Origin of the sequence: Campylobacter australis, from assembly GCF_050586305.1 — a bacterium.
Taxonomy (GTDB): Bacteria; Campylobacterota; Campylobacteria; order Campylobacterales; family Campylobacteraceae; genus Campylobacter_A.
Map to the genome: position 1 here is coordinate 14,869 of NZ_JAXUAA010000002.1, position 24,728 is coordinate 39,596.

The 24,728-nt window shown below is 37.4% G+C and carries 18 protein-coding genes and 1 tRNA gene; 5 read left to right on the forward strand and 14 right to left on the reverse strand.

What is annotated here, in order from left to right; all coding sequences use genetic code 11:
• Positions 1-48 precede the first annotated feature (48 nt).
• Complete coding sequence (locus tag U5B17_RS02975; RefSeq protein ID WP_430803888.1) at positions 49-2,343, reverse strand: flagellin N-terminal helical domain-containing protein; 2,295 nt, start codon at positions 2,341-2,343, stop codon at positions 49-51.
• Positions 2,344-2,452: 109 nt separating this feature from the next.
• Between U5B17_RS02975 and U5B17_RS02980 the strand changes: the two genes are divergently transcribed.
• The 3 genes from U5B17_RS02980 to U5B17_RS02990 all read left to right on the forward strand — a co-directional run bounded on the left by U5B17_RS02980 (position 2,453) and on the right by U5B17_RS02990 (position 3,774).
• Positions 2,453-3,184, forward strand: coding sequence for a YaaA family protein (locus tag U5B17_RS02980; protein ID WP_430803889.1), 732 nt, complete (start codon positions 2,453-2,455; stop codon positions 3,182-3,184).
• A gap of 120 nt (positions 3,185-3,304) precedes the next feature.
• Complete coding sequence (locus U5B17_RS02985; RefSeq protein ID WP_430803890.1) at positions 3,305-3,607, forward strand: HU family DNA-binding protein; 303 nt, start codon at positions 3,305-3,307, stop codon at positions 3,605-3,607.
• An 80-nt stretch (positions 3,608-3,687) separates the two neighbouring features.
• Positions 3,688-3,774: transfer RNA gene (locus U5B17_RS02990), tRNA-Leu, on the forward strand.
• Positions 3,775-4,126: 352 nt separating this feature from the next.
• Here the strand turns inward: U5B17_RS02990 and U5B17_RS02995 are convergent.
• Both U5B17_RS02995 and fdhF read right to left on the reverse strand, forming a co-directional pair.
• Positions 4,127-8,323, reverse strand: coding sequence for a S6 family peptidase (locus U5B17_RS02995; RefSeq protein WP_430803891.1), 4,197 nt, complete (start codon positions 8,321-8,323; stop codon positions 4,127-4,129).
• Positions 8,324-8,472: 149 nt separating this feature from the next.
• Positions 8,473-10,713 carry a formate dehydrogenase subunit alpha gene (gene fdhF / locus U5B17_RS03000; protein WP_430803892.1) on the reverse strand — a complete coding sequence of 747 codons (2,241 nt, stop codon included), beginning with the start codon at positions 10,711-10,713 and terminating at the stop codon, positions 8,473-8,475.
• Positions 10,714-11,019: 306 nt separating this feature from the next.
• Here fdhF and U5B17_RS03005 point away from each other — a divergent pair, with 306 nt between their 5' ends.
• Positions 11,020-11,658, forward strand: coding sequence for a Crp/Fnr family transcriptional regulator (locus U5B17_RS03005; RefSeq protein WP_430803893.1), 639 nt, complete (start codon positions 11,020-11,022; stop codon positions 11,656-11,658).
• Positions 11,659-11,740: 82 nt separating this feature from the next.
• Here the strand turns inward: U5B17_RS03005 and U5B17_RS03010 are convergent, their stop codons facing one another.
• The 11 genes from U5B17_RS03010 to U5B17_RS03060 are packed head-to-tail and all read right to left on the reverse strand — an operon-like array spanning position 11,741 to position 22,222.
• Positions 11,741-12,604, reverse strand: a complete 864-nt coding sequence (locus U5B17_RS03010) for a formate/nitrite transporter family protein (RefSeq protein ID WP_430803894.1) — start codon at positions 12,602-12,604, stop codon at positions 11,741-11,743.
• 26 nt (positions 12,605-12,630) lie between these two features.
• Positions 12,631-13,077, reverse strand: a complete 447-nt coding sequence (locus U5B17_RS03015; protein WP_230056738.1) for a hydrogenase 3 maturation endopeptidase HyCI — start codon at positions 13,075-13,077, stop codon at positions 12,631-12,633.
• An 18-nt stretch (positions 13,078-13,095) separates the two neighbouring features.
• Entirely contained in the window at positions 13,096-13,440 is a 345-nt protein-coding gene (locus U5B17_RS03020; RefSeq protein WP_430803895.1) for a formate hydrogenlyase maturation HycH family protein, read from the reverse strand.
• Positions 13,437-14,261, reverse strand: coding sequence for an NADH-quinone oxidoreductase subunit B family protein (locus tag U5B17_RS03025; protein ID WP_430803896.1), 825 nt, complete (start codon positions 14,259-14,261; stop codon positions 13,437-13,439). Before U5B17_RS03025 ends, U5B17_RS03020 begins: the two co-directional genes overlap by 4 nt.
• The gene (locus U5B17_RS03030; protein WP_430803897.1) at positions 14,258-14,797 is read right to left on the reverse strand and encodes a formate hydrogenlyase complex iron-sulfur subunit; all 540 of its coding nucleotides are present in this window, start codon (positions 14,795-14,797) and stop codon (positions 14,258-14,260) included. Before U5B17_RS03030 ends, U5B17_RS03025 begins: the two co-directional genes overlap by 4 nt.
• Positions 14,794-16,530, reverse strand: a complete 1,737-nt coding sequence (locus U5B17_RS03035; protein WP_430803898.1) for a hydrogenase large subunit — start codon at positions 16,528-16,530, stop codon at positions 14,794-14,796. The genes U5B17_RS03030 and U5B17_RS03035 overlap by 4 nt, the downstream gene beginning before the upstream one ends.
• Before the next feature lies 1 nt (position 16,531).
• Positions 16,532-18,007 (reverse strand): hydrogenase 4 subunit F, encoded by a 1,476-nt coding sequence (locus U5B17_RS03040; protein WP_430803899.1) that lies wholly within the window; start codon positions 18,005-18,007, stop codon positions 16,532-16,534.
• 2 nt (positions 18,008-18,009) lie between these two features.
• Complete coding sequence (gene hyfE, locus U5B17_RS03045; RefSeq protein WP_430803900.1) at positions 18,010-18,648, reverse strand: hydrogenase 4 membrane subunit; 639 nt, start codon at positions 18,646-18,648, stop codon at positions 18,010-18,012.
• Between the two features lies 1 nt (position 18,649).
• Positions 18,650-19,570: a respiratory chain complex I subunit 1 family protein gene (locus tag U5B17_RS03050; RefSeq protein WP_430803901.1), complete on the reverse strand. Its 921-nt coding sequence runs from the start codon at positions 19,568-19,570 to the stop codon at positions 18,650-18,652.
• 10 nt (positions 19,571-19,580) lie between these two features.
• Positions 19,581-21,545 carry a proton-conducting transporter transmembrane domain-containing protein gene (locus U5B17_RS03055; protein ID WP_430803902.1) on the reverse strand — a complete coding sequence of 655 codons (1,965 nt, stop codon included), beginning with the start codon at positions 21,543-21,545 and terminating at the stop codon, positions 19,581-19,583.
• Positions 21,542-22,222, reverse strand: coding sequence for a 4Fe-4S dicluster domain-containing protein (locus U5B17_RS03060; protein ID WP_430803903.1), 681 nt, complete (start codon positions 22,220-22,222; stop codon positions 21,542-21,544). Before U5B17_RS03060 ends, U5B17_RS03055 begins: the two co-directional genes overlap by 4 nt.
• Before the next feature lie 218 nt (positions 22,223-22,440).
• Between U5B17_RS03060 and hypF the strand changes: the two genes are divergently transcribed.
• Complete coding sequence (hypF, locus tag U5B17_RS03065) at positions 22,441-24,654, forward strand: carbamoyltransferase HypF (RefSeq protein ID WP_430803904.1); 2,214 nt, start codon at positions 22,441-22,443, stop codon at positions 24,652-24,654.
• Positions 24,655-24,728: the final 74 nt, after the last annotated feature.

Consider the following 24,728-nt stretch of genomic DNA (forward strand, 5'->3'; position numbering starts at 1 on the left):
TAAAAGCTCTATTATATCAACAGAGCTTTTAAAAACGCCTAAAATGGCTTACATATAATTTAGTAGGCTTAGCTGGTTTATCTTTGAAGTGGCTTGTAGCATCGCTTGATAGCTCATTATCTTTTGGGTTAAATTTAAATAAGCTCGTCCAACATCTGTATCTATGATGTCGCTTTTTACACTTGCGATATTTACGCTCATTATGCTTGAGCGCTCGTTTGTGCTAGTAAGTAAATTTGTGTAAGAACCTATCTTTACGGACTCTTTGCTAACATGATCCATAATGTGATCAAGTCTTTTTATTGCACCCTGTATGCCTGTATTTCTTGGGTTATTACTATCAGCATCTGCACGCAAATTTCCTTTTTTTACAGCTTGTATCATCTGATCTAAATCTTTAAAAAGATCTATGCCAGGCTCATCTATTGTTAGGGCGTTGTTTTGCATAAAGTTAAAAACAGAGCCTTCACCCTGTTTTGTTGCCGCTGTTTGACCTGTGCTATCGCCATAAAATTTACCACTTTCATTTGCATTATACATAGCAACTTCTATCTTTGTTACGGCATTTTGTTTGTCTGTTAAGACGATTTGTCCTTTTTGATTTAAATTTACTTCAGCCATACCTCTTGACTGTTCTATTGCACTCATATATGCGTCGTAGTTGGCTTTTCGTTGAGTTTCAGTTATTGAAGGACTTTCTGCGTAAAGAAGCGTTGGTATGCTGTCGGTTGCTGCCATACCTATGATATCCATAAGTTGTCTATATGTAAAGTCATCAGTTTGCGTTCTTTGCTCTTTTTGTATGCCATTTGGCTCAGCATGATAGACGGCTAAATTTCTTGTAGCGCCACCAAAAATAGCGTTGCCATTAATATCAGTTCCTTTGATGCTAAATGAAACTGGAGATGAAGGATCTTTTGTGCCTAGCTTAACTTCGATTTGGTACTTTGTTCCAGCCCTTGACTTTACTTCAAGTCCTATCACTTGACCGTCTATGTTATATTTATCTTCGCTTCCAGTATAAAGTTGTTTTGTGTTAGCTACTTCACTAAGGCGTGTAGCGTCTGTTGCATACTCTCCTGTGGTTCGGTTTAGCTGTGTGATATTTGCGGTCAGTTTGTTATCCTTGCGTTCAAGCTTTACTTTATCAAAGTCAAAGCTATTTACTGTTTCGTCGCCACTATCTTTATAGTTATTTTTTGTAAAATCTGTTATATAAATTTTACCAGCTTTTGCTGCAGTTTCTAGGTCAGCTAGTGTTGTTACTGATGCTGCAGATGTGTGTCCTGGGGCAGATAGTGCCGCTAAACCTTCTTTATTATCTGCTTGTTCTGTGGCTGCTACAAGGTGAAAATTTAGGACTTGACTACCCTTAGTAAGGTCTTTTATCTCTATTTGTCCACTATTGTTTAAACTTACATCAACAACCTTTGATTTGTCTGTGTTGCCAAACTCTATACCTATCTTATCAAGGACTGAGCGAATACTTGCATCATGAGTCATATTAAATTTACTCGTAAAGCTAGTTCCGTCGGGCTTTACTCCTTGCATATAAAAGAAAGTGTCTGGGAATTTTACTTTTGTGCTATCTAAAAAGTCAAAGTCATGCTCTATGCTGCCCTTGTAGTTTTTAAGACCGTCGTTATTAGCCGAGGCTATACTATCTTTTGCGTAGTTTAAGCCTATTAAATTTCTTAGCTTACTCTCTTCGGTAATGTATTTTTTCTCGCCGTCTATATCTGGACTTGTTTTGTCAGTCAGTAAGACATTTGTTGTTAGTATTTTGTTATAGTCATTGTCTCTGCCTTGAAAAATATCAAAGCCATTTATATTATAAGGTATCTCAATACCGCTTCCGCCAACTGTTTTCATTGACTCAGCATTGCCATTATATGTTCCATCAGCACTTATAGGTTTTGTATCGACTGCCGAACCAGAGAATAAAAACTGACCATTTACAGATGAGTTGGCGATATTCATAAGATGGTTTTTAATGCCTTGAAGGTCATTTGCTAGAGCCTCAAGAGATGTTACACTGTGAACATCGCTAGCTGCACGGATAAGCTTTGTTTTAAAGTTATCAAGCTGTTTGCTAAACTCAAGCATTTGTTTATCGCTATTTTTTGAGAAATTTTGAGACTTTGAGGTTGCCTCTTTTATTTGCTCAAGTGTCGTAATCTCATAATCAAGCCTCATGCCATCATTATAAATAGCCGCACTTTCATAAGAATTTTGTATCTTTGTTCCACTTGAAATTTGCAGGTTGTATTTATTAACATTTGCCATACCTTGCTGATAGTTGCGCATAGTTTGGGCGTATTGAAGTTGATTTGTTATTCTCATTTTTATATCCTAAGTTTTTATTGCATAAAAGCAAATTTCATTCCTTTAGCCCTATATCGGTAAAAAATCAAAAAAATTTATACTATAATCACAAAAAAAGGAGAAAAAAATGAAAATTCTATTTTCGCCAAGCGAAGCTAAAAGCACCCAAAGTAGTGATGTGTCGGTACAAAAAGAAAATTTTATATTTCCCGAGCTTTATGAAAAACGATCTTTGATTTTAAATATTTATGATGATTTTGTAAAAAATGCCTCTAAGGATGAGCTTTGTAGGCTTTTTGGACTTAAAGAAATTTCACAAGGACTTTGCGAAAGTATCTTTGTAAAGGGGTGTATAAAGGCTATTTTACGCTATAGCGGCGTGGCTTATACTCATCTTGGATATGAGAGATTAAACCAAAAGGCTCGTACATATATAGATGAAAATACTTTGATATTTTCAAACCTCTTTGGTGTCGTACTAGCAAGTGATCTTTTGCCAGAGTATAAACTAAAGCAGGGTCAAAAGTTAGATAGTGTAAATATTGAGAAGTTTTATAAGCAAAATTTCTCATTTGCTATTGATGAGTTTTTAAAAGATGAAGTGGTTGTTGATTTAAGAGCTGAGTTTTATGAGAATTTTTATGAACTAAAGCAAGAATTTTATACATATAAATTTATAAAAAATGGTAAGGTGGTAAGCCATTATGCTAAGGTCTATCGGGGTAAAATTTTACGAGAATTAGCAAAAAATGATGTAAAAAACAAAAATGAGCTAATGTCTATGAAATTTGATGAAATTTCACTTGTTGATATAAAAAAGATAGGATATAAAAATGAACTTTTGTTTGAAATTTGCTAAAAACATGGAAAATTTGCAAAGAAATTTGTAAATTTTGTGAATTTTAGGGGCAAAGCTATTGTTTTTTTTAAAAAAAGAGTGTAAAATAGGCACTGTAACACTTCAAACAAAGGATAGTTCATGAAAAAAGCTGAATTCATTCAAGCTGTTGCCGATAAGGCTGGTCTTTCTAAAAAAGATTCTCTAAAAGCAGTTGATGCTGCTCTTGAGACAATCTCTGCTGCTCTTGTTAAAGGCGATAGCATAAGCTTTATCGGTTTTGGTACATTTAGTACTACTGACAGAGCTGCTAGAAAAGCTCGCGTTCCTGGAACAAAGAAAGTTATTGATGTACCAGCTAGCAAAGCTGTAAAATTTAAAGTTGGTAAAAAACTTAAAGAAGTTGTAGCTGCTGGTGGCAAAAAAGCTGCTAAGAAGAAATAATTTCTTGCTCGGAAGCCACTTGGCTTCCAGCTTTTTAATCTGCTTTTTATAAATTTTTGATACAATAATAAACTTTAAAAGCCTGAGTGGTGAAACTGGTAGACGCGCCAGACTCAAAATCTGGTAAGGGCAACCTTGTGTCGGTTCGAGTCCGACCTCAGGCACCATATATACTTTTCGTATCCTAAGTATATTTTAAAAACCTTACAAAGATCTTTCAGGCTATATTATTGGATATACTTTATTATAAGCTTGAATAAAATAAAAATTTAGCAAAATAGAGATTTTGGCTAAATATTAACATAAATTTGAGCTTTTATTACGGCAAATGCTTTTTACCTATGTGATTAAGATTTAATGAATTTGCAGTTATTGTAATTTTAAAGTATATTGGCAATGAATTTTATTTAGTAGGCGTCTTATACATCAAAATAAAGATAATTTAAGACTATAAAGCACATAAGTTTATGGGTTTTATAAGGCGTAAAATGAATTTACGCCTTGATTTTTTGGTATTTTTTAAAATTTATATTCCAGCTTGACACCAGCTTTACCACCATAACTACCCTTAAAATCAGCGTTGCCACCGATGTTGTACTGTAGGGTAAAGCCCTCATTTAGTTTAGTTTCGCCGATATAGTTTAGCTCGTATTTTACGCGAGTTTTGTCTGTTTTATATTCCAAAAATGAGTCTGCTTGGCTTAAATTTAGCTTCACATTGTTGTTTGAGCGGTGTATTCGCTTTTTGGCGATAGCTTGGATCGTGTGAGCTTGTGTACTGTTTAGGATGTTATACTCTGCACCAAGACCTAGACTAACACCAAATTTGCTTAATTTATCTTGTTTGTAGTTTTGCGTTTTAAAGCCATCCATTTTTGTGTAGTCAGCCTCAATCGCAACAAGTGGCTTTATACTTTGTGAGTCTGAAATGTCAAAGCGATATTTATGATATGTTGATAAAAGCACGCCGTAGCCGTTATTCTTAGCATTTTCTTGGTTATTTAAGAGAGTAAAATTTTTCTCGCTCTTAATATAGATTAGACTTAAATTTGCGGTAGCTTCATATGCGTTTGTGTTTTCATAGTCTGCGTAAATGCCGATATTGTAAGCTTTTGAGTTGTCTTGATAGTTTTTGGCTTTGTATTTTGCGCCACTAAAACCAGCCATAGCGCCATAAATAACGCTACCTTGACCAACATCGTTAAGCTTATCATATCCAATATTTGTTGAATAAAATTTCATATCCGCACTGCTATTTTCTTTAAAATAGCCACCGCCAAAGTTATACCAAAAGCTGTTTTTAGCTTTGTTAGCTTCAATTGCTTCAAAAACTTTTTTTACATCGTCGTTTGAACCACTCGCAAGAGCATATTTAAAGGCGTTTTGCATAGTTAGTTTTGGAGTAAATTTCAAGTGTGCAAGGCGAGAATTCATCACTAAATTTGATGAGAAAAGCATACTGTTTGCTATTGTCGCATCAGAATTTTCGCTGATATTTTTAAGTTCACTTTCAGTCTTTTGTAAAATTTCTTTCATTGCACCCACATCCTTTGTGTGTGCTGCTAGTTCTATCTGTGCTGCTAGTTCTGGACTTGCACCGCTATTTGTATGAGAGATAATCGCTTTTAAAAGCTCGTTGTTTTGGTTGTCTGTAAGATTTTTAAGAGCATTTTCACTTTTTGGATCTTCTTTTGTAAATTTTACTTTTAGCTTATTATCAGCTACGAAACTTGTTGCAAAAATTCCATTAGATAGCTTAACATATGGTGTTTTGCCGTTTAAATTTGTAGCTACGATAATTTCATAGTCTTTTTCATAGTCTATTTTGTCGATATTTTCTTTTAAAACATCACTGAAATTTAACTCAATTTTAAGTGCATCAGCAAAGGTTAGATTATTAAATTTTATCGTGTTTATCTTGATGTCATTTCCATTAAATAAACCGACACCATTTAGTGTTAAAGAGTCTAAAATTGCAATATTTGTATTTACGCTTTTTTCGTTTGACATATCAAAGCTAAGCTCTTTAAGATTAATCTTTGCACTATCTTGTGTTTTAAGATTATCAAATTTATTCTCATCCCAAGTTTTGAGTGTGATTTCGCTGTTGCCACTGGCTGTCAGATTTTCTAGTATTGAATTATTGTTTAGTGTTGTTATGTTGATTGTTGAGTTTTTTGCCTCTAAATTTTTAATACCAAATGTTGAGTCTGTGATCTTGAAATTTTCATTTGTGAAATTTTCTAGTTTTAGTGTGTCTGCTGTTAATATTGAGCCGTTTTTAAGCTCGATATTTCCACCATTTATACTTAGCTCGCCAGTTCCTTTTTGAGAATATGTTGAAGCATCTAGGCTTAGTCCTTTTAGACTTGTTTTTTCGTTTGCTTCGACTAAACTGCCATTTTTGGCTATCAAATTTAGCTCGTTTAAGTTACTCACCAGATTGTTATTTAGATTTAAATTCTTTGCATTATCTAAGGTTAAAGATTTGCTTACTTTTAGTGTGGCCGTCATCGCTTTTGTTAGTTTGTCGCTACTATTTGAAATGTTTTTAAGTATTAATTCATCTATATCGGCTTTTGAGTTACCTGCAAAATCAACTTTGTTTGCATCACTGATAGTTAAATTTTTAGCTTTTAAAGTTGCATTTTCAGAGAGTTTTAATGTTGGAGCAAACTGCGTTAGACTAGATTTTATAGCGGTTGTTCCAGTTGCAGTTATTGTGCCACTAAATTTTATCGTATCGTTGCCCTGATTTTTCTCATCTAACTTTTGGTTTTCGATTTGCTGAGCATATGATAGTCCGCCGTTTTGAGTATTGCTTCCGTCAAGTTTGTCGATAAAATACTCAATATCTCCGCCAAAATTTATAGCTGAAGCACCATTTGCCGTAATGTCTGAGTTAAACTCGCTCTCTTTGCCGATACTTAGCGTTGAGTTTTCAAGCTTTACGCCTTGTTTGGCTTCAAATTTCACTTTGTCCCAGTCTGGCTGAGCAAGCGTTGATGGACGCTCTAAGTCCATATATTCTGGTATATTTTTGTCATATTGTTTTATTGTAGAGACTGATGTATTTGATGTTTTTATAGCGTGTGTGGTTGGGTGTCCGTGTATGGCAACTTTGGAATTTGTAACGCTTAAAGTGCCATCTATTTGGGTATTTGCGTTAAAAACTAGCGTTTTATCATTTGTGCTTTCGACTTTTAAATTTATTTTGTTTTTATCGCTTCCACCGATGGCTGTATGCACGATTGTATCGGAATTTTCGTTACCTTTTAGAGTTATGGTTGAATCGGTTTGAGATGAGTTTATGACATTTGCGCCACTATCGTTTGCGGAGAAGTTTTTAACCTCTATGCTTTTACCGTTTAGATCCAGTTTCCCACCACCGTTGCCAAAAAATAAATTATCTGCGTTAAAGCTAGTTATGCTATCTGCAAGTTTGAGTGTTGCTCTACCGCTGGTTACATAAATTTTATTAAAAGCATTATCGGTGTTTAATACGACTTCGCCATTGCCAAGGCGCAAATTTGTCCCAGTTGCGACACCTACATTTAGCGTTCCAGCTCCGATCTTGTGTAGGTCTTCTTGAATTTTTGTGTTTAAATTTGCGCTTGCATTTTCGGCGATATCAAATCCAGCAAATTTTAGACTTCCAGTGCCATTTATCGTGGTCGTTCCACTCTCCACTACGATTCCACCGTAGCCTAAGTCTTGGTTGGTTGCTATGTTAAATGTTTGATTGTTAGATATGATGTTATCTTTATTTTGCTCTAAATTTGCCGAGCGACTTTCGTATTTGCTTACATAATCTTCAAAATCCTGTTTGGTTACATAAGATAGATCTATCCAGTTTGCATCACCACTTAGATGTCCCCTTAAAACGCCAATTAAAACCCATTTTTGCCCGTCATAAAGATAAAATCCACTTCCGCTATCGCCAGTTGTTGTATTGTTTGTAAATTTTTGATTGACCTTTGCGCTTAGTGTGATATTGTTAGAGCTGTTGGAAAAATTTATTAAAATTGTGTTTGCGCTTAGATCAAAAATTCCACCACCTCGAGAATAGTTGCCTGTTCCGCTAAGATTGGATGAGTGATTTAGCTCTAAATACCCTGTTCCAGCTTGATAAAGTACGATTTTACCGTCATTGTTGCCATCTATACTCTGTAAATATCTGCCTATTTTTGCTATATTTTCATTTGCATTATCGCGAGTTATCTGTGTTGAAACCGCTATTTGATCGATATCTGCTGGTGAAATTTCACCTTCGACTATATATTTTGTTGTTTTTATATATAGTGTGTCGGTTGAGTATTTTGACCCAGTGTTGGATGTTGCGTGCTGACCTGTTAAAAATTTATAGTTTGTCTGCCCAAAAGTGGTCGAGTTACTTCCCCTACCATCAAAACTAATGGCTGAAAACACATTTTTTGTATGATCTGCTGTAACCGCATAGTTTCGCCCAAGCGATGTAATAGAGCCGTCTATAGTGCGAGCGGCTTGGCTTGGTACACGAGCAAATTTAAACTCACTACCATCCTTTGCCTTTAAAATGACTTCGCCGATAGTGTTGCTAAAAACGCCTTTATTTTGACCCAGATCAAGATAATCTCTATAATGAAAGTTATTTACATTCATATCTTGTGAAAATGCACAAGTACTTAAAGCACTAGCAAGCGCAATGGAGAGAAGTATCCTTTTTTGTTTTTTCATAAAATATCCTTATTTTTTGTAAATTTTCTAGCAATTATACTAAGACAATATAAAATGTAGATAAACCATGATGAATAATTACTAAGTATTTCATTTAACATTTTTTACTATTATTAAAAAGCCAAGAGTTAGTTCTTGGCTTTAAAAATTTATCTACTAGCAGACAGATACGGAGTTTCAGAGTGCATTTTTATCTCGTTTTGCTCCCTAAATTTTATAAACTCATCTTCATTTATGCGTTTAATGTTTGCTATTGTCATTTTAAGTGGAGTGATACCAGAAAGTGGGTCTGGATCGCTTGCGTTTGCAAGCTCGTTTCCATCTGCTTCACTGTAGTGAAATGTCGTAAATATCGTGCCTTCTCTTAGGTCTGGGTTGATACGAAGTTTAGCTGCTATCTTACCCCTTTTATTTTCAACTAGCGCATAGCAACCCTCTTCAAGCTCCCTTTCTCTAGCGATATCTTCGCTAACTTCGATAAGCGCGCCCTCCATTCCAGCACCATGCTCTAGGGCAGGGCATTCTCGTGTCATAGTGCCAGTGTGATAATGATATACCTTACGACCCGTTGTAAATAAGCAAGGATAGACCTCATCAGGCACTTCACTAAGCACTCCACTACCTACTGGATGAGTATCAGGGATGTTTAGTCTTGCTCTAAATTCAGCCTCAGCACTTGCGCGCTGCTCTTTATCTTCAAGGTAGATAACTGGTGCAAAACGGAATTTGCCATCAGGTAGCATAGAAATTTTATCTGTATAAAGATCTGGTGTGCCAGGATGCTCCTCGTCTGGGCAAGGCCAAGAAATTCCACCAAGTTTTTCAAGGCGGTAGTAGCTTATGCCACCAAAGAATTTTGGTTGAAGTTCTCTAAGTTCATTCCAAACTTGCTCTGCATCATGAAAGCCAAACCCCTCAAGCCCCATCTTTTTAGCGATATTGCATACCACTTTCCAATCAGGTTCTACACCACCAACTGGCTCACTGGCTTTGCGAGTGCGCTGAACACGGCGAGATGTATTAAGAAAAGTTCCATCTTTTTCGCCCCAGCACGCAGCTGGTAAGACTACATCAGCTTTTTGTGCGCTTTCAGTTAAAAAAAGATCTTGTACAATAAAGCAGTCAAGATGATGAACAGCATGAACAAAATGTTCTGTCCAAGGGTCGCTCATTACAGGGTTTTCTCCAAAAACATAAAGTAGCTTTATCTCGCCACTATCTATCTTGTCTGGGGCTTGCGTAAGTTTAAATCCTGGAGTTGGATTTAGTTCAAAGTGCCATACTTTACGAGCTTGCTCTTGCGCGTAAGGAGAATTTACAGCTCCTGCTGGTATAACATTTGGTAATGCCCCCATGTCGCATGCGCCTTGGACATTGTTTTGTCCGCGCAGCGGATTTACACCAGCGCCCTTTTTGCCTAAATTTCCAGTTAAAAGGGCTAAATTTGAAAGGCAAAAGACATTTGATGTTCCGTCTGTAAACTGAGTGATGCCCATAGTATAGCAAATAGCAGCAGTTTTAGCCTTTGCATACATCCTAGCAGCCTCAGTAATAAGCTTTGCACTCACGCCAGTTTCGCGCTCGAAGCGCTCTGGAGTAAAGTCTTTTACAGCCTCTTTTAGCCACTCATATCCTATAGTGTAGTTTTTGATAAACTCATCATCTTGTAAATTTTCAGAGAGTATCACATTCATCATAGTGTTTAGTGTTTTGATGTTTGCACCAATAGGAATTTGTAAGTAAATATCAGCCTTTTTCGCCATATCTGTACGCTTTGGATCAATCACGATCATCTTTGCGCCCCTTTCAAGTCCGCGCTGCATTTGCATGGCGATGATAGGGTGGCACTCGCTTGTGTTTGTGCCTATTAGCAAAAACACATCAGTATCGGTTGCAAACTCAACTAAGTCGTTCGTCATCGTTCCGTTTCCAAGTGTGTTGGCAAGACCTGCCACTGTTGGAGCGTGTCAAAGACGAGCGCAGTGATCTACATTGTTACTACCTTGTGCTCTAAAAAATTTTTGAAAAACATAGTTGTCTTCGTTGTTTGAGCGAGCAGAGCTAAAGCCCATAATAGCGTTACTGCCGTACTTTTCAACGGTAGTTTTAAATTTTTGCGCCACAAATTCATAAGCCTCATCAAAGCTTACTTCCGTTAGTTCGCCGTGTTTGTCAAAAACACCGTTTTTTTTGCGGATAAGTGGCTTGGTTAGGCGTTTTGGAGAATTTACAAATTCCCAGCCAAACATACCTTTAAGGCAAAGTTCGCCATCATTTACATGGTGGTTTTCAGTCGGTTTTGCCTCAACTATCCTGCCATTTTTTACGATAAGATCAATCCCACAGCCCGTTCCACAATACGGACAGGTGGTTTTTACCACGCTTTGCATTTTTATCCTTTCTGATTAAATTCAAAATAAATTATATCACTAATTAAATAAAATTAATTTTAAAATTACTAAAAAAATTTAAAATAATTTTAATAATATGCTTTTTTTGCATATTATTAAATAACGAAAATATGGGTATTTAAAAATAATTTTACAAAAAATAAAAAAAATTAAAAATAAATTTTTTATGATTTTTTATAAAATTTATAATATGAATTTCGATATTAATCTTAAAATATTAAAGTAGTTATTTTAATAAATTTTAAAATTTTTCAGATATAATTTTAGCCACCTTGAAAGGATAGAATGAAAAAATCTCGTTTAGGACTACTTGAAACAAACATTGCATCGGTGCTAAGCTATGATGAGATCTCAAAATTTAGCTATGAGCATTTGAGTAAAGGAAGCACCATATATGCAAGCTTTTTAAAGATAGTTGTATTTATAAGTGGCTCGGCAAAACTCTGTTTCTTTGAAGATGGAGAGGAGTTTATTATATATCATCTAAAAAAGGATAACATCACGATAGTTGATGAGAGTTGTGTGCTTGAGATCTTAGAAGATAGCGAGGTTTATACTATGGATGCTGATGGGATAGACTGGCTTTTTGAGAATGAGAGGTTTTGTAAATTTTATACAGAAACTCTTACAAATATCACTCTAATTCAGCGTCAGATCATCAGATCCATCTTATTTGAAAGTGCAAAGGGTCGTATAGCAAATTTTTTGATAGAGCTTTCAAATGAGCAAAATTTAGTCCAAAATGGCTATCATTTTATATTCTTACCATTTTCTGTAAAAGTGCTTTCAAGCTTCGTTGGGTTAAAGCGTCAAAGTGCCTCTACCGCGTTTAATGAGCTTATAAAAGATGGAGTGATAAAGCGTATATCACCACATGAGTTTTTGATAATGGATTTTGAAAAACTTCAAAGCTATACAAACTAATTAAATTTATTAAGTTTATAAAGTAAAACCCCAAGGCAAAACTGCCATGGGGTTAAGTTTATTAGAATGGGGAGTTGTAAAATTATGCCTCTTTTTTCATCTCGTATTGATTTGCTATAAATCCAACGAGACCTACGAAAAATAGACCACCTACGATATTGCCAAGTGTTACTGGCACTAGGTTTTCAACTAAGAAATTTTTCCAATTTAAAAGCTCTAGCTGTTCTACGCTAACACCGTGCAATAGATGTGAAAGTGCGTGCAAGTCGCCACCTACTGTTGCTAGATAGTGCCCTTTTGCTATGATGGCTTCTGTGATGATAAACATATTTGCCACGCAGTGCTCCATAGAGCAAGCCACAAATGCGCCTATCATCCACATAATAGCAAAAAATTTACCGCTTAGATCATTTTCGCTTGTAGCTGTCCAAATAGCCATACAAACAAAGACATTACAAAAGATACCGCGTATAAAAAGCTCATGAAATGGAGCTGTTATCTTGCCTATGCCAGCAGGTATGAAGTGTTGTAGGATATAGCCATCAAATTTTAGCGGCAAACCTGAGTAGTAATACATATAAGCAATTAGCGCACCACCTATGAAGTTGCATATCCAAACAAGCACCCAGTATCCTATGGTTTTACCTGGTGTTAGCTTGCCAGCATAAGCGCTAACACCGCTTAAAATCGAGCTTGTAAAAAGGTGTCCGCCGTAAAAAACCACCATCATGAGACCGCAACTAAATGTGATACCGCCGATAAAATTTGCAAGTCCGATAGACTGCTTTTCAGCCATACCCACAGTCGAGTGTGCCCAAAATATATCACCCATCGCTATCGCAGCACCAGCCATTATAGCCAAAAATATTATGCTAGAAATTGGCGTGTGTGCTTTGTGTTCCATCGCCCCAGATATAGCTTGGGCAGTTTGTGCAGGATTTAGCATCTTGTACTCCTTATGTAAAAATATTTTTAACTAACTAAATTTCTATCAATCTCTAAAATTCGCTCATACGCCTTTTTGGCACTATCTTTTGCCTTTTGGCTAAGTCCTTCTTTAAAGTCAAGGACATTTTCAAGCAAAACACTAATGCCTAAAAACAGCGTTTTTTCACAAATTTTACGCAGATAGCTTAGTAAAACTGGTGTTGGCAAGTTGTGTGTTGAGTAGATATAGTCTTTATCGTCACTTAGGTCAAAAAACTCGATCTTATCGTCGTTAAATCCACTCATTGCATCAACTACGATTAAAATTTCAGGCTCAAACTCTCGTATCGCTTTAAACTCATTTTCAGGTACATCTTCGCCGTAAAACACTCGCCATTCGGGTAGGTTTTTTTCTACCAAACGACCGACTTCGTTTCCGACATCATCATCGCCTCTTAAAGGATTTCCGATACATAAAATCGCCTTTTTAATACTTTGCATCACCAGCCCCTAAAAAATTTTCCTTAGCATTAAGTAGCCCTCTTTAAGGCCTCTTAAAATTTCTTTAAACTCACACTCGCACATTTGCGGAATTAGCTTTGCGGCGTGTTCGGCAAATATCTCTACTTCAAAATATTTACTGATGTTTCCTATCTTAAATTTGACATATTCGCCTGAGTTTTCGATGATTTTGCTAAGTTCATCTTCGCTTATTTCAAGCACCTTCTCGCTAAAATCTATCGTCCCTACGCCGTGACCTACGCAAGTTGAAAAGACTTTTATCTCTTTTAACTCGCGTGAAAGGTTTTTATTATCATCCATATGGCGTTTTGTTAGTTTAAAAACTTGTATCATTTTTTATTCCAAACTGCTTTTGTGTCTATGCTATACTCGCTACTTGCGTTAGCGTATTTTAAATAGACATCATTGTGTAAAATTCCCATACACTCAGCATATCTAGGATCATCTTCAGCCTTTATAGCAGCCACTAAAGCCTCTTTTGCAAGGGTTGGATTTTTAACATCACTAGCTGCTTTTATAGCGCTCATATACTTATCAAAAAGCGCCCTACCAAAGACATAGCTCATCAGCCTTTTACTTTCAGCTTGTAAGTCACGCTCAAAAAGTATATCGCCGATGATTGACTTCTTAGCTGGCGGAGGCGTTAGATGATCGGTCTCAAAGCTTCGTTTTTGTAGCTTTTGATCTATTATGCCAAGTGCCATGCCAAGACCATATATGATGCTAGCTGGGTGCGGAGGACAGCCAGGGATATAGACATCAACTGGCACTATCTTATCTATACCACCCCAAACACTATAAGCATCATGAAAGATACCGCCACTGCTTCCGCATGCACCAAGAGCTACGACGATCTTTGGATCAGGCGCTGCTTCGTATGCACGAAGTAGCGGGTAATACATCTGTCTAGTCACAGGACCTGTGCAGACTAAAATATCAGCATGGCGTGGGTTTGCAACGAGCTTAAAGCCAAATCTCTCAGGATCCCACATCGGAGTAATGGCGGCAAAAATTTCTATCTCACAGCCGTTACAGCTTCCACAGTCAATTCTATAAACGCTAAAACTGCGTTGGATATTTTTTAAATGCTCTAGCTTTGATGTTAGATCATTTGCGTTTTTTATATCCTCAGGGACTTCATATACAGTTCTCATTTTATTCCCTCCTCGATACCTCTTGTAAGTCGCTCAACAGATGCTGCCTGCTTGCAAGTAGGGCAGATATACAAGTATTCTTTTGCTTCATCTATCCTGCCGGGTAGTAAATTTGCAGTCTCTAGCTTTTGTATAGCGTAGTTTATAAGTCTTTTTGGAGTAAAAGGCTTACCGCAACATGAGCATTTTTCTACCTCTAGCTCGCCCCTTTGTATCAATGCGCTTTTATCAAATTTAACTGCAAGCTCAAAGCTATCACTAAGCCTAACAGCACCCGTTGGACAGACTTCATCGCAACGACCGCAAAATATACATCTTGCACAGTCAAATTGCCATACAAGCTTGCTTTGCTCTTCGTTCATCTTTAGCTCTATCGCGTTGCTAGGGCAAGCTACTCCGCAAGCTGCGCAACCTATGCAAAGATCGTATGTATAGTGTGGCTGACCGCGAAAATTTTCATGAACTTTATACGGCTCAAACGGATAGGCGTATGTCGCCTTTCCGTATTTTTCAGTGATGTCAAATAACTTCATCATCTTAAATCCTTTCTAGAAAGTCCGCCATTTTGGCAGATCTTTTTAAGATCTTTTTCGGTTAAAATTTTATTTTTTCCGCTTCTAACATCAACTAAGGTTACACGCTCTGTACAAGAATAGCATGGGTCTAGCGAGCAGACGATAAGCGCTGCGTCTGAGATGTTGTTGCCTCTAAACTGATATCTTAAAGATGGCCAGTTGTTATATGTAGCGGCTCTACATCTCCATCTATAAACCTTTTGAGCACTTCCTTGCATAATCCAGTGTACATTTTCACCCCTTGGAGCTTCATCATGTCCAAGCGCAAAATTCTCAGGGCTTATCATCGTTTTTGGATCGATTGAGATAGGCGTTTGAGGCATGAGTTCTAGGCACTGACGGATGATATGAATAGAGCTTTTTAGTTCTTTATATCTTACCATCTCACGGCTAAATACATCTCCGCCATGCTCTATTGCCACTTCAAATTCGATTTGTTTAAAGAAGTCATAAGGGTGATCATAGCGGTTATCTCGCTTAAAGCCAGAACCACGCATATTCGGACCAACTGGGCTAAAGTCACGAGCTACTTGCTTATCAAGCACACCAACACCTTTCCAGCGTCCTATTTGGCGTTTATCCTCCATAACCGCATCCCAAATTTCATTTATTTGAACTTCAAGGTTGTTTATGATAGCTATGGCTTGTTTTATCTCGTTGTTTGTCATATCTCTGCGTAAGCCACCCATGATGACATTACCATAAGTCTTTCTACCGCCAGTAACTAGCTGAGCTAGCTCCATTGAGTACTCGCGAACCCTAAAAATATGCATAAATGCGTTGTAGTTACCAGTAACCTCGCACGCTAGACCTATGTTTAATAAGTGTGAGTGTAGGCGCTCTATCTCAAGACATATAACCCTAATAGCCTGCGCTCTTAGTGGAATTTCAAGTTTTATAGCCTTTTCAGCAGCCTCTATGCAGGCAATAGCATGTGCGTATCCACAAATTCCACAAACCCTCTCGGCTAAATAGCCCATTTGATCGTAGTTCATGCGATTTTCAGCTAGTTTTTCCATGCCACGGTGCTGATAAAATAGCCTATAATCAGCGTCGATTATCTCATCGCCATCACAAAATAGTCTAAAATGACCTGGCTCATCACTTGTTACATGAAGTGGCCCAAGTGGCACATCTACAACAGCATCGCCTCGTGGAAACAAAAACTCAGCCTCAGGCTCATCTTTATGTGCTACTGGATCAGGTCTGTAGCGATAATCCATCGCATCTTTTCTTAGCGGATGAAGTCCATCAGGCCAATCATCTGAAAGAACTAGCCTGCGCTTATCAGGCAAGCCCTCAGCTATCAAGCCAAACATATCAAAAGCTTCTCGTTCATACCAAACACAAGCTGGCACAAGCGGTGTAACAGATGGAAAGGTCGGATCTGCGGCTGGGATAAGTGTTTTAACGGTTATAAAGCACTTATCCTCAGGAGCAAAGTCATCAGCTTCACTCATTTTGCTTCCTTCCATAGATATGGCATAATAAAGAGCAAAGCAGCCATTTATACTACGCTCGTCATTTGGTATCATCGTGCTTAAAAAACCACCTATGTCGTAGTATAAAATTTTAACCGCTAGTGGCAAATCATTTCTATCAACCAAAACGGTTATCTGATCGTCCGCCTGGCGGGTAGTTTCTAAAATTTTAACTTTGCTACTCAAAGTTTGTACAAATTTATCGCCACGCATATTAAGCCCCCATTATTATTTTTACGCTATTTTCAACGAGTGTGTAAAAGCTATCTACATGCCAAACACCAAAGATGATTATAAGCAAACAAAGAGCGATAAGCGGAAGGTTTTCTGTTAGGCTCATCTCTTTTTTATGTACTGCTTCACCTTTGATCTCGCCAAAGCTAGCCATATTAAAGTGTGCAAAGTCAGCAACAAAGATGATAACCAAAGCCACTGCAAAAAGCGTGACGGCTATGTATTGTCCGCTCATTATAGCACCTTTAAAGACTAAGAATTCACTTACAAATATCGCAAACGCTGGCACACCGACAAGCGAGCAAACCGCTGCACCAAATAGCACCGTAGTAATAGGAGCTATCTTTATCATACCGCCCATCTTACTCATATCTTTGTGTCCGTAAATTCTAGCTATATTGCCAGTAGAGCAAAATGCCAAAGCCTTTGTAAGGCTGTGAGCTAAGCAGTGGAATACAGCTGCAAATATACCAAGCTTTCCACCTATGCCAAGCGCAAAAGCTATAACCCCCATATGTACGATAGAGTGGTATGCAAACATTCTTTTTACATCGTGCTGACGGATAAGGAAAAATGCACCTACAAATAAAGTAATAGTACCAGATACTAGCATAATCTCTTGAACGAACTCAAAGCCCACTGCACCAGCTGTGACAGCATAGTAGCGTAAAAGACCAAGCATTGCGCATTTTAAAAGCACACCAGAAAGTAAAGCTGATATAGGTGCTGGACCTTGTGCATGTACATCTGGTAGCCAAGTGTGAGTTGGTGCAAGACCAGCTTTTGTGCCAAAGCCAATTAAAGCAAAGACAAAAATAAGCTTTGCGGCGTTGTCATTTAGTGTGGCTGTATTTGCCATTATGCTAGTCCAAAGCATAGCCTCTTCGCCGTTGCCGGTATTTGCAAAAGTTGCTGAGTAAAGTAGTACTGTCGCATATAGTGCAAATGCAAGACCGATAGAACATAAGACTATGTATTTATAACCACTCTCTGTTGATTTTTGATCTTTTAAGATAGCAACCAAAAATACAGAAGCAAGCGTCGTAGCCTCTATCGCAGCCCACATAAACGCGACATTATTACAAATCACACTAAGTGTCATCGTAAAGATAAAGACATGGCTTAGTGCGTAGTATTTTTTAAGGTCGCATAAATTTATATGTCCGCCTTCAAGCTCCCATTTCATATAGGTAGTGGCGTATAAATTTACCAAAAAGCCAGTAACAGCAATGAGAACTAAAAATACACAGCCAAGACTATCAAGGAACAAAAACTCATCAAAGCTAAAAAATGTCCCACCTTGTAACACTTTGCATACATTAAACAAAAGTGCTGCTGATGTTACTCCTGAGACTGCGACATGTAGCAGACTCATGGTTGAGTAATTCTTTGGTGCTAGCATTAAAAGCAGGGCACCAAGCAATGGTAAGATTAAGACTAAAGCTAAACTGTCCATCTTTAACCCCTTAAATTCGTAGCTTTTGAAGTATCCAAGCTACCATAAGCTTTGTAAAATCTCACAGCCAAAACACTCATAATAATAACCGCAAATATCGCATCGGTTAAAATCCCAAGCTCAACAAGCTCGTGTGAGTTGTATGCCATAAGTGCTAGACTTAGGTGGATACCATTTTCAAAAAGGCAGTATGCTAAGATTTGCTTGATAAAAGAATTTCTAAGCATAAAGCCAAAGACCCCCATCATAAAGATCGTAGCCGCAGCGATTAGTAAAATTTGCTCTTTTATAAGAGAAAACTCTAAAAATATCGGATGTATGCTCATCGCGATCGCTAGGCTAAATCCCATAGCAATAACTGGACTTACGAAAAATCCGCCAACAGGCTCATCTTCGCTAACTACATTTAGCTTTTTAATAAGCATAAACAATATAGTCGGTACAAAGATGACCTTTGTAACAAATGCTACCATAGCCCAAGTGCTTAACTGCTCTGCATTAAATGCTGATGAAAGCATCATAAACACACTTACTAAAAGCAGGGTTTGCACTGCATAGCAAGCTATTGATAGCTTTAAATTTCTAAGACCAAATACTGCAAGAGATGTAATCATTATACATATTGCTAAAACATCAAACATCTCACACCCCCACCACATAAAGTGTCAAAGCTATAAATGATATAGCCAAGGCATAAACTGCGTTTTTGCGAAGGCTAGATGTCATTTGAAAGCGTGGTCCAAAGTTATCTATAAACACAGCAGCTACATAAAATACGCCAGTTTTTAGAACAAAGACCAAAAGAGCTAAGAAAGGATTTGCAAAATTCCAAGGCTCAAATATAGTAAGGAAAAGTCCTATCATAGCAAATTGTTTTAATATAAGTGAAGCTTGCACCAAGCCCAAATCACTTCCCGCATACTCGCCAAGCAAGCCCTCTTGAAGCTCTTGCTCTGCCTCTGCTAAGTCAAATGGTTTTCTGCCAGTTTCAACATACATACACCATAAAAACGCTATCGAAGACACAGCAAAGCTAGGTATAAAGTATCCTATCTCGCCACTTTGAACTTTTTGCTGAATTTCAACTAAATTTGAAGTACCAGCTGCAAGCATGACTACGATTAGGCACATTATCATAACAGGCTCTACATAAACAGCCAACATCTGCTCTCTACCGCCACCAGTTGCTGCAAATGGGTTACCACTATCCATAGATGCTGCACCAAAGACAAATCTAAGCAAAGCACCAAGATATAAGATAACAAATATATCAGCATAAGCACCAAAACCTGTGTTTTGGTTATATGTTATAGGTATAGCAGCTAGGATAGCAGCTGAGGTAGCAAACAAGAAAAACGGAGCATATCTAAACACCCAGTGTGAGCACGCAGGAACTGTTCTGCCACGCTTAAAAAGCTTTGCTATATCGCGATATGTTTGGAAAAAATCGCTTCCTTGTTTTGATTGAAGTTTGGCTCTTAGTTTTCTAGCCATACCATCAAATAAAGGAGCGACTAAAACGATAACGACGACTTGAAAAATCATCAAAAGTATAGTTTGCATTTTTCACTCCTTATATCAAAAAGTAGCTAATTGCAAGCACAGCACAAAGATACAATAAAATGTAAAGTGCATAGACATTTGTATAGCCGCTTTGGAAAATTCCAGCCTTATCGGCAAATTTTGTACACCATTTAATGACTGGCTCATAAAACATACCCCACCATATATCTTTTGGATGGTTATGATACTCTATAGGGCTAAAGTAGTCTTTTGCGATGACTTTTCTCTCGCCTTTAAATAGCCAGTTCATAATGCGTCTTAAATCACCAGTAAAAGGTCCGCCAGTCATTTGCATACGAGAGCTGTATTTAAAGCCACAAGCCCAAGGATCAGTCTCGCGTGCTGCTGTGCGATTTGCTTTCATAAAGATTAAGATAGCAAAAGGAAGTATCATGGTTGAACACAAGATGATGGCTATAAGCGGAGTTGATACTATACTGCCGATAGGTGAAGTAAGAGTTAAGCCCACGCTTGCTTGATAGCTTGTAGCTTGTATCGAGCTAACTGCTGTCATTATATACTCAACGACAAAATTTGCACCCACACCAAAGCCAACACAGCCTATCATAAGTATAACCATGCCTATAACCATACCTATCGGGCTCTCTTTTGCATTTTCCCAAATTTTTTGATCTCTTGGAGTGCCTGCAAAGATAACTGCATAAAGCTTTAAGTGCATACCGACCAAAACGCCAGTTAGCGCAAGTGCTACAACTGAAAGTGTAAATGCATATCTTACAAATACCCCCTCACTCATCGCACCTTGAAGCATACCTTGATAAGTAAACCACTCAGAAACAAAGCCATTTACTGGAGGAAGTGCAGCGATACCCATGATACCTATAAACATACCAACTGATGTCCATGGCATCTTTTTAGCAAGACCGCCTAAAACATCCATATCTCTTGTATGTGTAGCGTGAAGGACTGAGCCAGCGCAAAGGAAAAGCAAGCCTTTAAATATAGCGTGATTTACCACATGATAGCAACCTGCTAAAAAGCCGATAGCTGCAAGTGTATTATTGCCCGCTGTAAGTCCGTAAATTCCAGTTCCTAAACCAAGCAAGATAATGCCTATGTTCTCAACTGAGTGATAAGCAAGAAGTGCTTTGTAGTCATGCTGACAAAGTGCGTATAAAACGCCAAATAGCGAGCTTGCTGCACCAAGGATTAAGACTGTTAGTCCAAAGTAAATGCTTAATGGCAAGAATAGAGTAAATTTTACAAGGGTAAAAAGTGCTACTTTTATCATAACGCCACTCATTAAAGCTGATATATTTGACGGAGCAGCAGGGTGTGCCATCGGTAGCCAAACATGAAAAGGCCACATACCAGCTTTTGAGCCAAAGCCAACTAAGAAAAGTATAAATACAACTACTGATGCCATCATAGGCATTTTAACGCCAGCCCATGCACTAAACTCGGAGCTTCCTGCGTAGTAAGCGATGATTAAAAGACCACATGTTATACAAAAAGCACCGATTTGCGCGATACCAAGATATACCATGACTGCTTTTAGCGTGCCTTTGCCATCATTTACTAGGATTAGGAATGATGAGATTAAAGTCATTAACTCCCAAAGTACGATAAAGCAAAATACATTATTTGCACTTATAACAAGTAACATTGATAAGATGAAGAAGTTAAACAAACAAGCAAAAACACCAACGCTTGCTTTTTTGATATACTCTTTAGCATAGCTCATGCCATACACGCTACTTGCAAATCCTATAAACACCACAACAAAACTAAAGAAGTTTCCAAGTGGATTTAGTGCAAAAGTAGGTAAATAAAGGAAATTTCCGCCCAAGGCAAAGCTATCGCTCACGCCCATATTTGCCACAAAGTAGCACATCGCGTAAAAACAGCTCACAGCAGACAGACCAAAACCAACTTTTACAGCAGTTTGTTGTGCATTGTAAAGAAAAATGCTAATTATACCGCTTAGTAAAAATAGAGAATACACAGTTATCATAGTGCGCCTCCTAAATTTTGGCTAGACTTTGCCATCTCATTAGGGGTGGCACTAAGCTCGTTTATCACGATACCTTCTAGCTGGCTCTCTTTTGTGCTTGGGGCACAGATGACATTTTTGCCAGCTAAAATTTTATCCACAAAGCTCTCAGCTGCCTTACTATCTATCTTTCTGCCTAGTTTGTGGTTATGACTTACTGGATCTACCATGATAATGGCTGAGGTAGGGCATACTTCAACACAGGCTGGACCGTTCTTGCGACCGTTGCACATATCGCATTTTATAGCGATATTTTTTGCACCTGACTGACTTTCTATCTCAAGATAGTACTTTGGCTCAGTCGCGTAGTTTATAGAAGGCATTAGCTCGGCATTTGAGCTTATAGCACCATAAGGACATGCGATAGTGCAGAGCTTGCAGCCGATACAAATTTCTTCATGCAGCTCTATGCAGCTTTCGTTAAAACGCAATGCGCCAGTAGGACATACATTCGCACAAGGACCATCATCGCATTGACGACACTGAGTCGGCATAACGCCATAAGCTTGGCGAAGGACTGTTAGGCGTGATTTTGAGAGTTTGCCACGCTCGTAAGCACTCTTAAAACATGACGCCATACAGGTAGCACAGCCGATGCATCGTTTGTAATCTGCGATCACAAATTTATGCTGTTTCATAAATTCTCCTTTCTATTGTGATTTTAGATTTTGCAATATTTAAAGTAATACTTAAAAATAAACTTTAAAATACTAATTTAAATCTTGGTGTAATTTTATTATTTTTTACGATAAATTTATGTCATCTATCTGACAAAAATAAATTTTTTTATTAATAAATTTTAATTATTTTATTTTAAGATAAACAAACTCTTATTTAAAATTTGTATAATATCGCTATGAAAAAGTGTTTTTATTATAAGATAAGTGGCTTGGTGCAAGGTGTTGGATTTCGTCCGTTTGTGTATAATCTCGCGTTGGAATTTGGACTATTTGGTGAGATTTTTAACGATGATGAGGGTGTGAAGCTTACGCTATTTGGTGAAATTTATGGTATTAAAAGATTTGAAGATGCGCTTTTTGCAAGACTTCCAGCCCTTGCAAGAATAGATGAGTTTGAAAAAGTTGAGCTTTTTGATAAGAGTTTTAGCGATTTTAATATTATAGCTTCGCGCTCAGCTACAAAGCATGCGCCTATTTTACCAGACTTTGCACTTTGTAGCGATTGTGAGCGTGAGTTTTTTGACCCCACAAATGCGCGCTATCACTATCCATTTATAAACTGTACTAACTGCGGACCGAGATTTTCCATAATAAAAGCACTGCCCTATGACAGACCAAACACTACGATGAGTAAATTTGTAATGTGTCAAAGCTGTCAAGATGAGTATAGAAATCCACTCGATAGACGCTATCACGCACAGCCTATATCTTGCCCAAAGTGCGGTCCAAAGCTAGTTTTAAAGGATAAAAATGGCTTTGTTATAAAAGAGGGTGATGAGAGTGTGCAGATAGCAGCTAAGCTCATAAAAGAGGGTAAAATTTTAGCCATAAAGGGGCTTGGTGGTTTTCATTTAGTATGTGATAGTGCAAATTATGATAGTATAAAGACTTTGCGCGAGCGAAAAACTCGCCCAAGTAAGCCGTTTGCCATAATGTGTAAGGATATAAAAATGGCAAAAGAGCTAGCTTTTATCTCTCAAGCTGAGGAAAAAATTTTAACTTCAAATCTAAAGCCAATAATCATATTAAAACCAAAGCTAAATTCACTACCTTTAAATTTAGCACCAGAGCTTAATAAAATAGGTATATTTTTGCCAAACACAGGGCTTCATCTTTTGCTTTTTTACTTTTTACAAAACGCCATTATAGCCACATCTGCAAATATCTCTGGCGAACCTGTTATATATAATGAAAAGGATTTGCTAGGTAAGCTTGGTGGGGTAATTGACTTTTACCTTGACAATGATAGAGAAATTTACTCACCAAGCGATGACAGTATAGCCTTTATAGTAGATAATGGACCGATATTTTTACGCACGAGCCGCGGAGTAAATCCAAAATTTATACATACTAGCTTTAAAGATGAGCGTACGATCTTGGCGGTAGGTGCTGAGCTTAAAAATCAATTTGCGATTTATAAAAACGGCGAGATAATGATAAGCCCATACATCGGCGATCTAAAAAATGTTGCTACATTTGAGCGTTTTTTAAACCTTATAAAGCTATTTAAACAAACTTATGAGCTTAAATTTGATGAGATAGTAGCAGACCTTCATCCGCATTTTCTAAACTTAAAATGGGCAAAAGATCAAGGCTGTAAGATAACGCAAGTGCAGCATCACTATGCGCATTTGCTTTCTGTTATATTTGAAAATAACTTGGATGCAAGCAAGCGTTATCTTGGCTTTTGCTTTGATGGTACTGGATACGGAGATGACGCTAAAATTTGGGGTGGAGAGGTCATGTGGCTTGATAAAAATAGCTATAAAAGGATGCTAAAATTTGATGAGTTTATGCTAATAGGTGCAGAAAGCAGCATAAAAAATATACATCAAATAGCTCTTAGTATTATCTTAAAATATAACTTAGAAAGCAAAGCTGGCGAGTTTTTGAGTCGTTTTGATGGCAAAAAGCTAAGTAATCTAAAAAAGCTATATGAAAACAGCAGTTCTTGCGTGGCCACAACCTCTGTAGGTCGTATGTTTGATGCGTTTTGCAGTATTGTTTTAGGACTTGATAGTGTTAGTTATGAGGGTGAGGCTGGTATGAAGATGGAAAAATTTTACGACGAGAGCCTAGATGTGAGTTATGAATTTAATATCGTAGATGATAAAATTTGCTTTAAAAATGCCTTTGAAGGTGCTTTAAGGGATGAAAAGGTAGCAGCTATAACTGCTTTTATAAATGGGCTTGCAAATTTAATATGTGATATTTGTGTGAAAGAAGATAGTGAAATTTTACTTGCTGGTGGTGTTTTTCAAAATAAAGCCTTATTAGAAAAAGTAATAAATTTATTTAAGCAAAATGGCATAAAATTTTACATAAATAGGCAAAACCCAACTAATGATGCAAGCATAGCATTGGGTCAAATAGCTCATTTGCTACTATAATAAGGGCTATTTCTTAATTATATTAATTACTAAAATTTTTAAAAAAATTAGTAAAAATTAAAGCAAAATTTTAA

Excerpts from the sequence above, each read along its gene's own strand:
- U5B17_RS03010 (WP_430803894.1), bottom strand. The coding sequence starts at position 12,604 with ATGCTAAATCCTGCACAAACTGCCCAAGCTATATCTGGGGCGATGGAA.
- U5B17_RS03020 (WP_430803895.1), bottom strand. The coding sequence starts at position 13,440 with ATGATACAAGTTTTTAAACTAACAAAACGCCATATGGATGATAATAAA.
- U5B17_RS03035 (WP_430803898.1), bottom strand. The coding sequence starts at position 16,530 with ATGCGTGGCGATAAATTTGTACAAACTTTGAGTAGCAAAGTTAAAATT.
- U5B17_RS03055 (WP_430803902.1), bottom strand. The coding sequence starts at position 21,545 with ATGATAACTGTGTATTCTCTATTTTTACTAAGCGGTATAATTAGCATT.
- U5B17_RS03005 (WP_430803893.1), top strand. The coding sequence starts at position 11,020 with ATGAAAAAATCTCGTTTAGGACTACTTGAAACAAACATTGCATCGGTG.
- hyfE (WP_430803900.1), bottom strand. The coding sequence starts at position 18,648 with ATGTTTGATGTTTTAGCAATATGTATAATGATTACATCTCTTGCAGTA.
- U5B17_RS02975 (WP_430803888.1), bottom strand. The coding sequence starts at position 2,343 with ATGAGAATAACAAATCAACTTCAATACGCCCAAACTATGCGCAACTAT.
- hypF (WP_430803904.1), top strand. The coding sequence starts at position 22,441 with ATGAAAAAGTGTTTTTATTATAAGATAAGTGGCTTGGTGCAAGGTGTT.
- U5B17_RS03040 (WP_430803899.1), bottom strand. The coding sequence starts at position 18,007 with ATGGACAGTTTAGCTTTAGTCTTAATCTTACCATTGCTTGGTGCCCTG.
- U5B17_RS02985 (WP_430803890.1), top strand. The coding sequence starts at position 3,305 with ATGAAAAAAGCTGAATTCATTCAAGCTGTTGCCGATAAGGCTGGTCTT.
- U5B17_RS03060 (WP_430803903.1), bottom strand. The coding sequence starts at position 22,222 with ATGAAACAGCATAAATTTGTGATCGCAGATTACAAACGATGCATCGGC.
- U5B17_RS02995 (WP_430803891.1), bottom strand. The coding sequence starts at position 8,323 with ATGAAAAAACAAAAAAGGATACTTCTCTCCATTGCGCTTGCTAGTGCT.
- U5B17_RS02980 (WP_430803889.1), top strand. The coding sequence starts at position 2,453 with ATGAAAATTCTATTTTCGCCAAGCGAAGCTAAAAGCACCCAAAGTAGT.
- U5B17_RS03025 (WP_430803896.1), bottom strand. The coding sequence starts at position 14,261 with ATGAGAACTGTATATGAAGTCCCTGAGGATATAAAAAACGCAAATGAT.
- U5B17_RS03050 (WP_430803901.1), bottom strand. The coding sequence starts at position 19,570 with ATGCAAACTATACTTTTGATGATTTTTCAAGTCGTCGTTATCGTTTTA.
- U5B17_RS03030 (WP_430803897.1), bottom strand. The coding sequence starts at position 14,797 with ATGATGAAGTTATTTGACATCACTGAAAAATACGGAAAGGCGACATAC.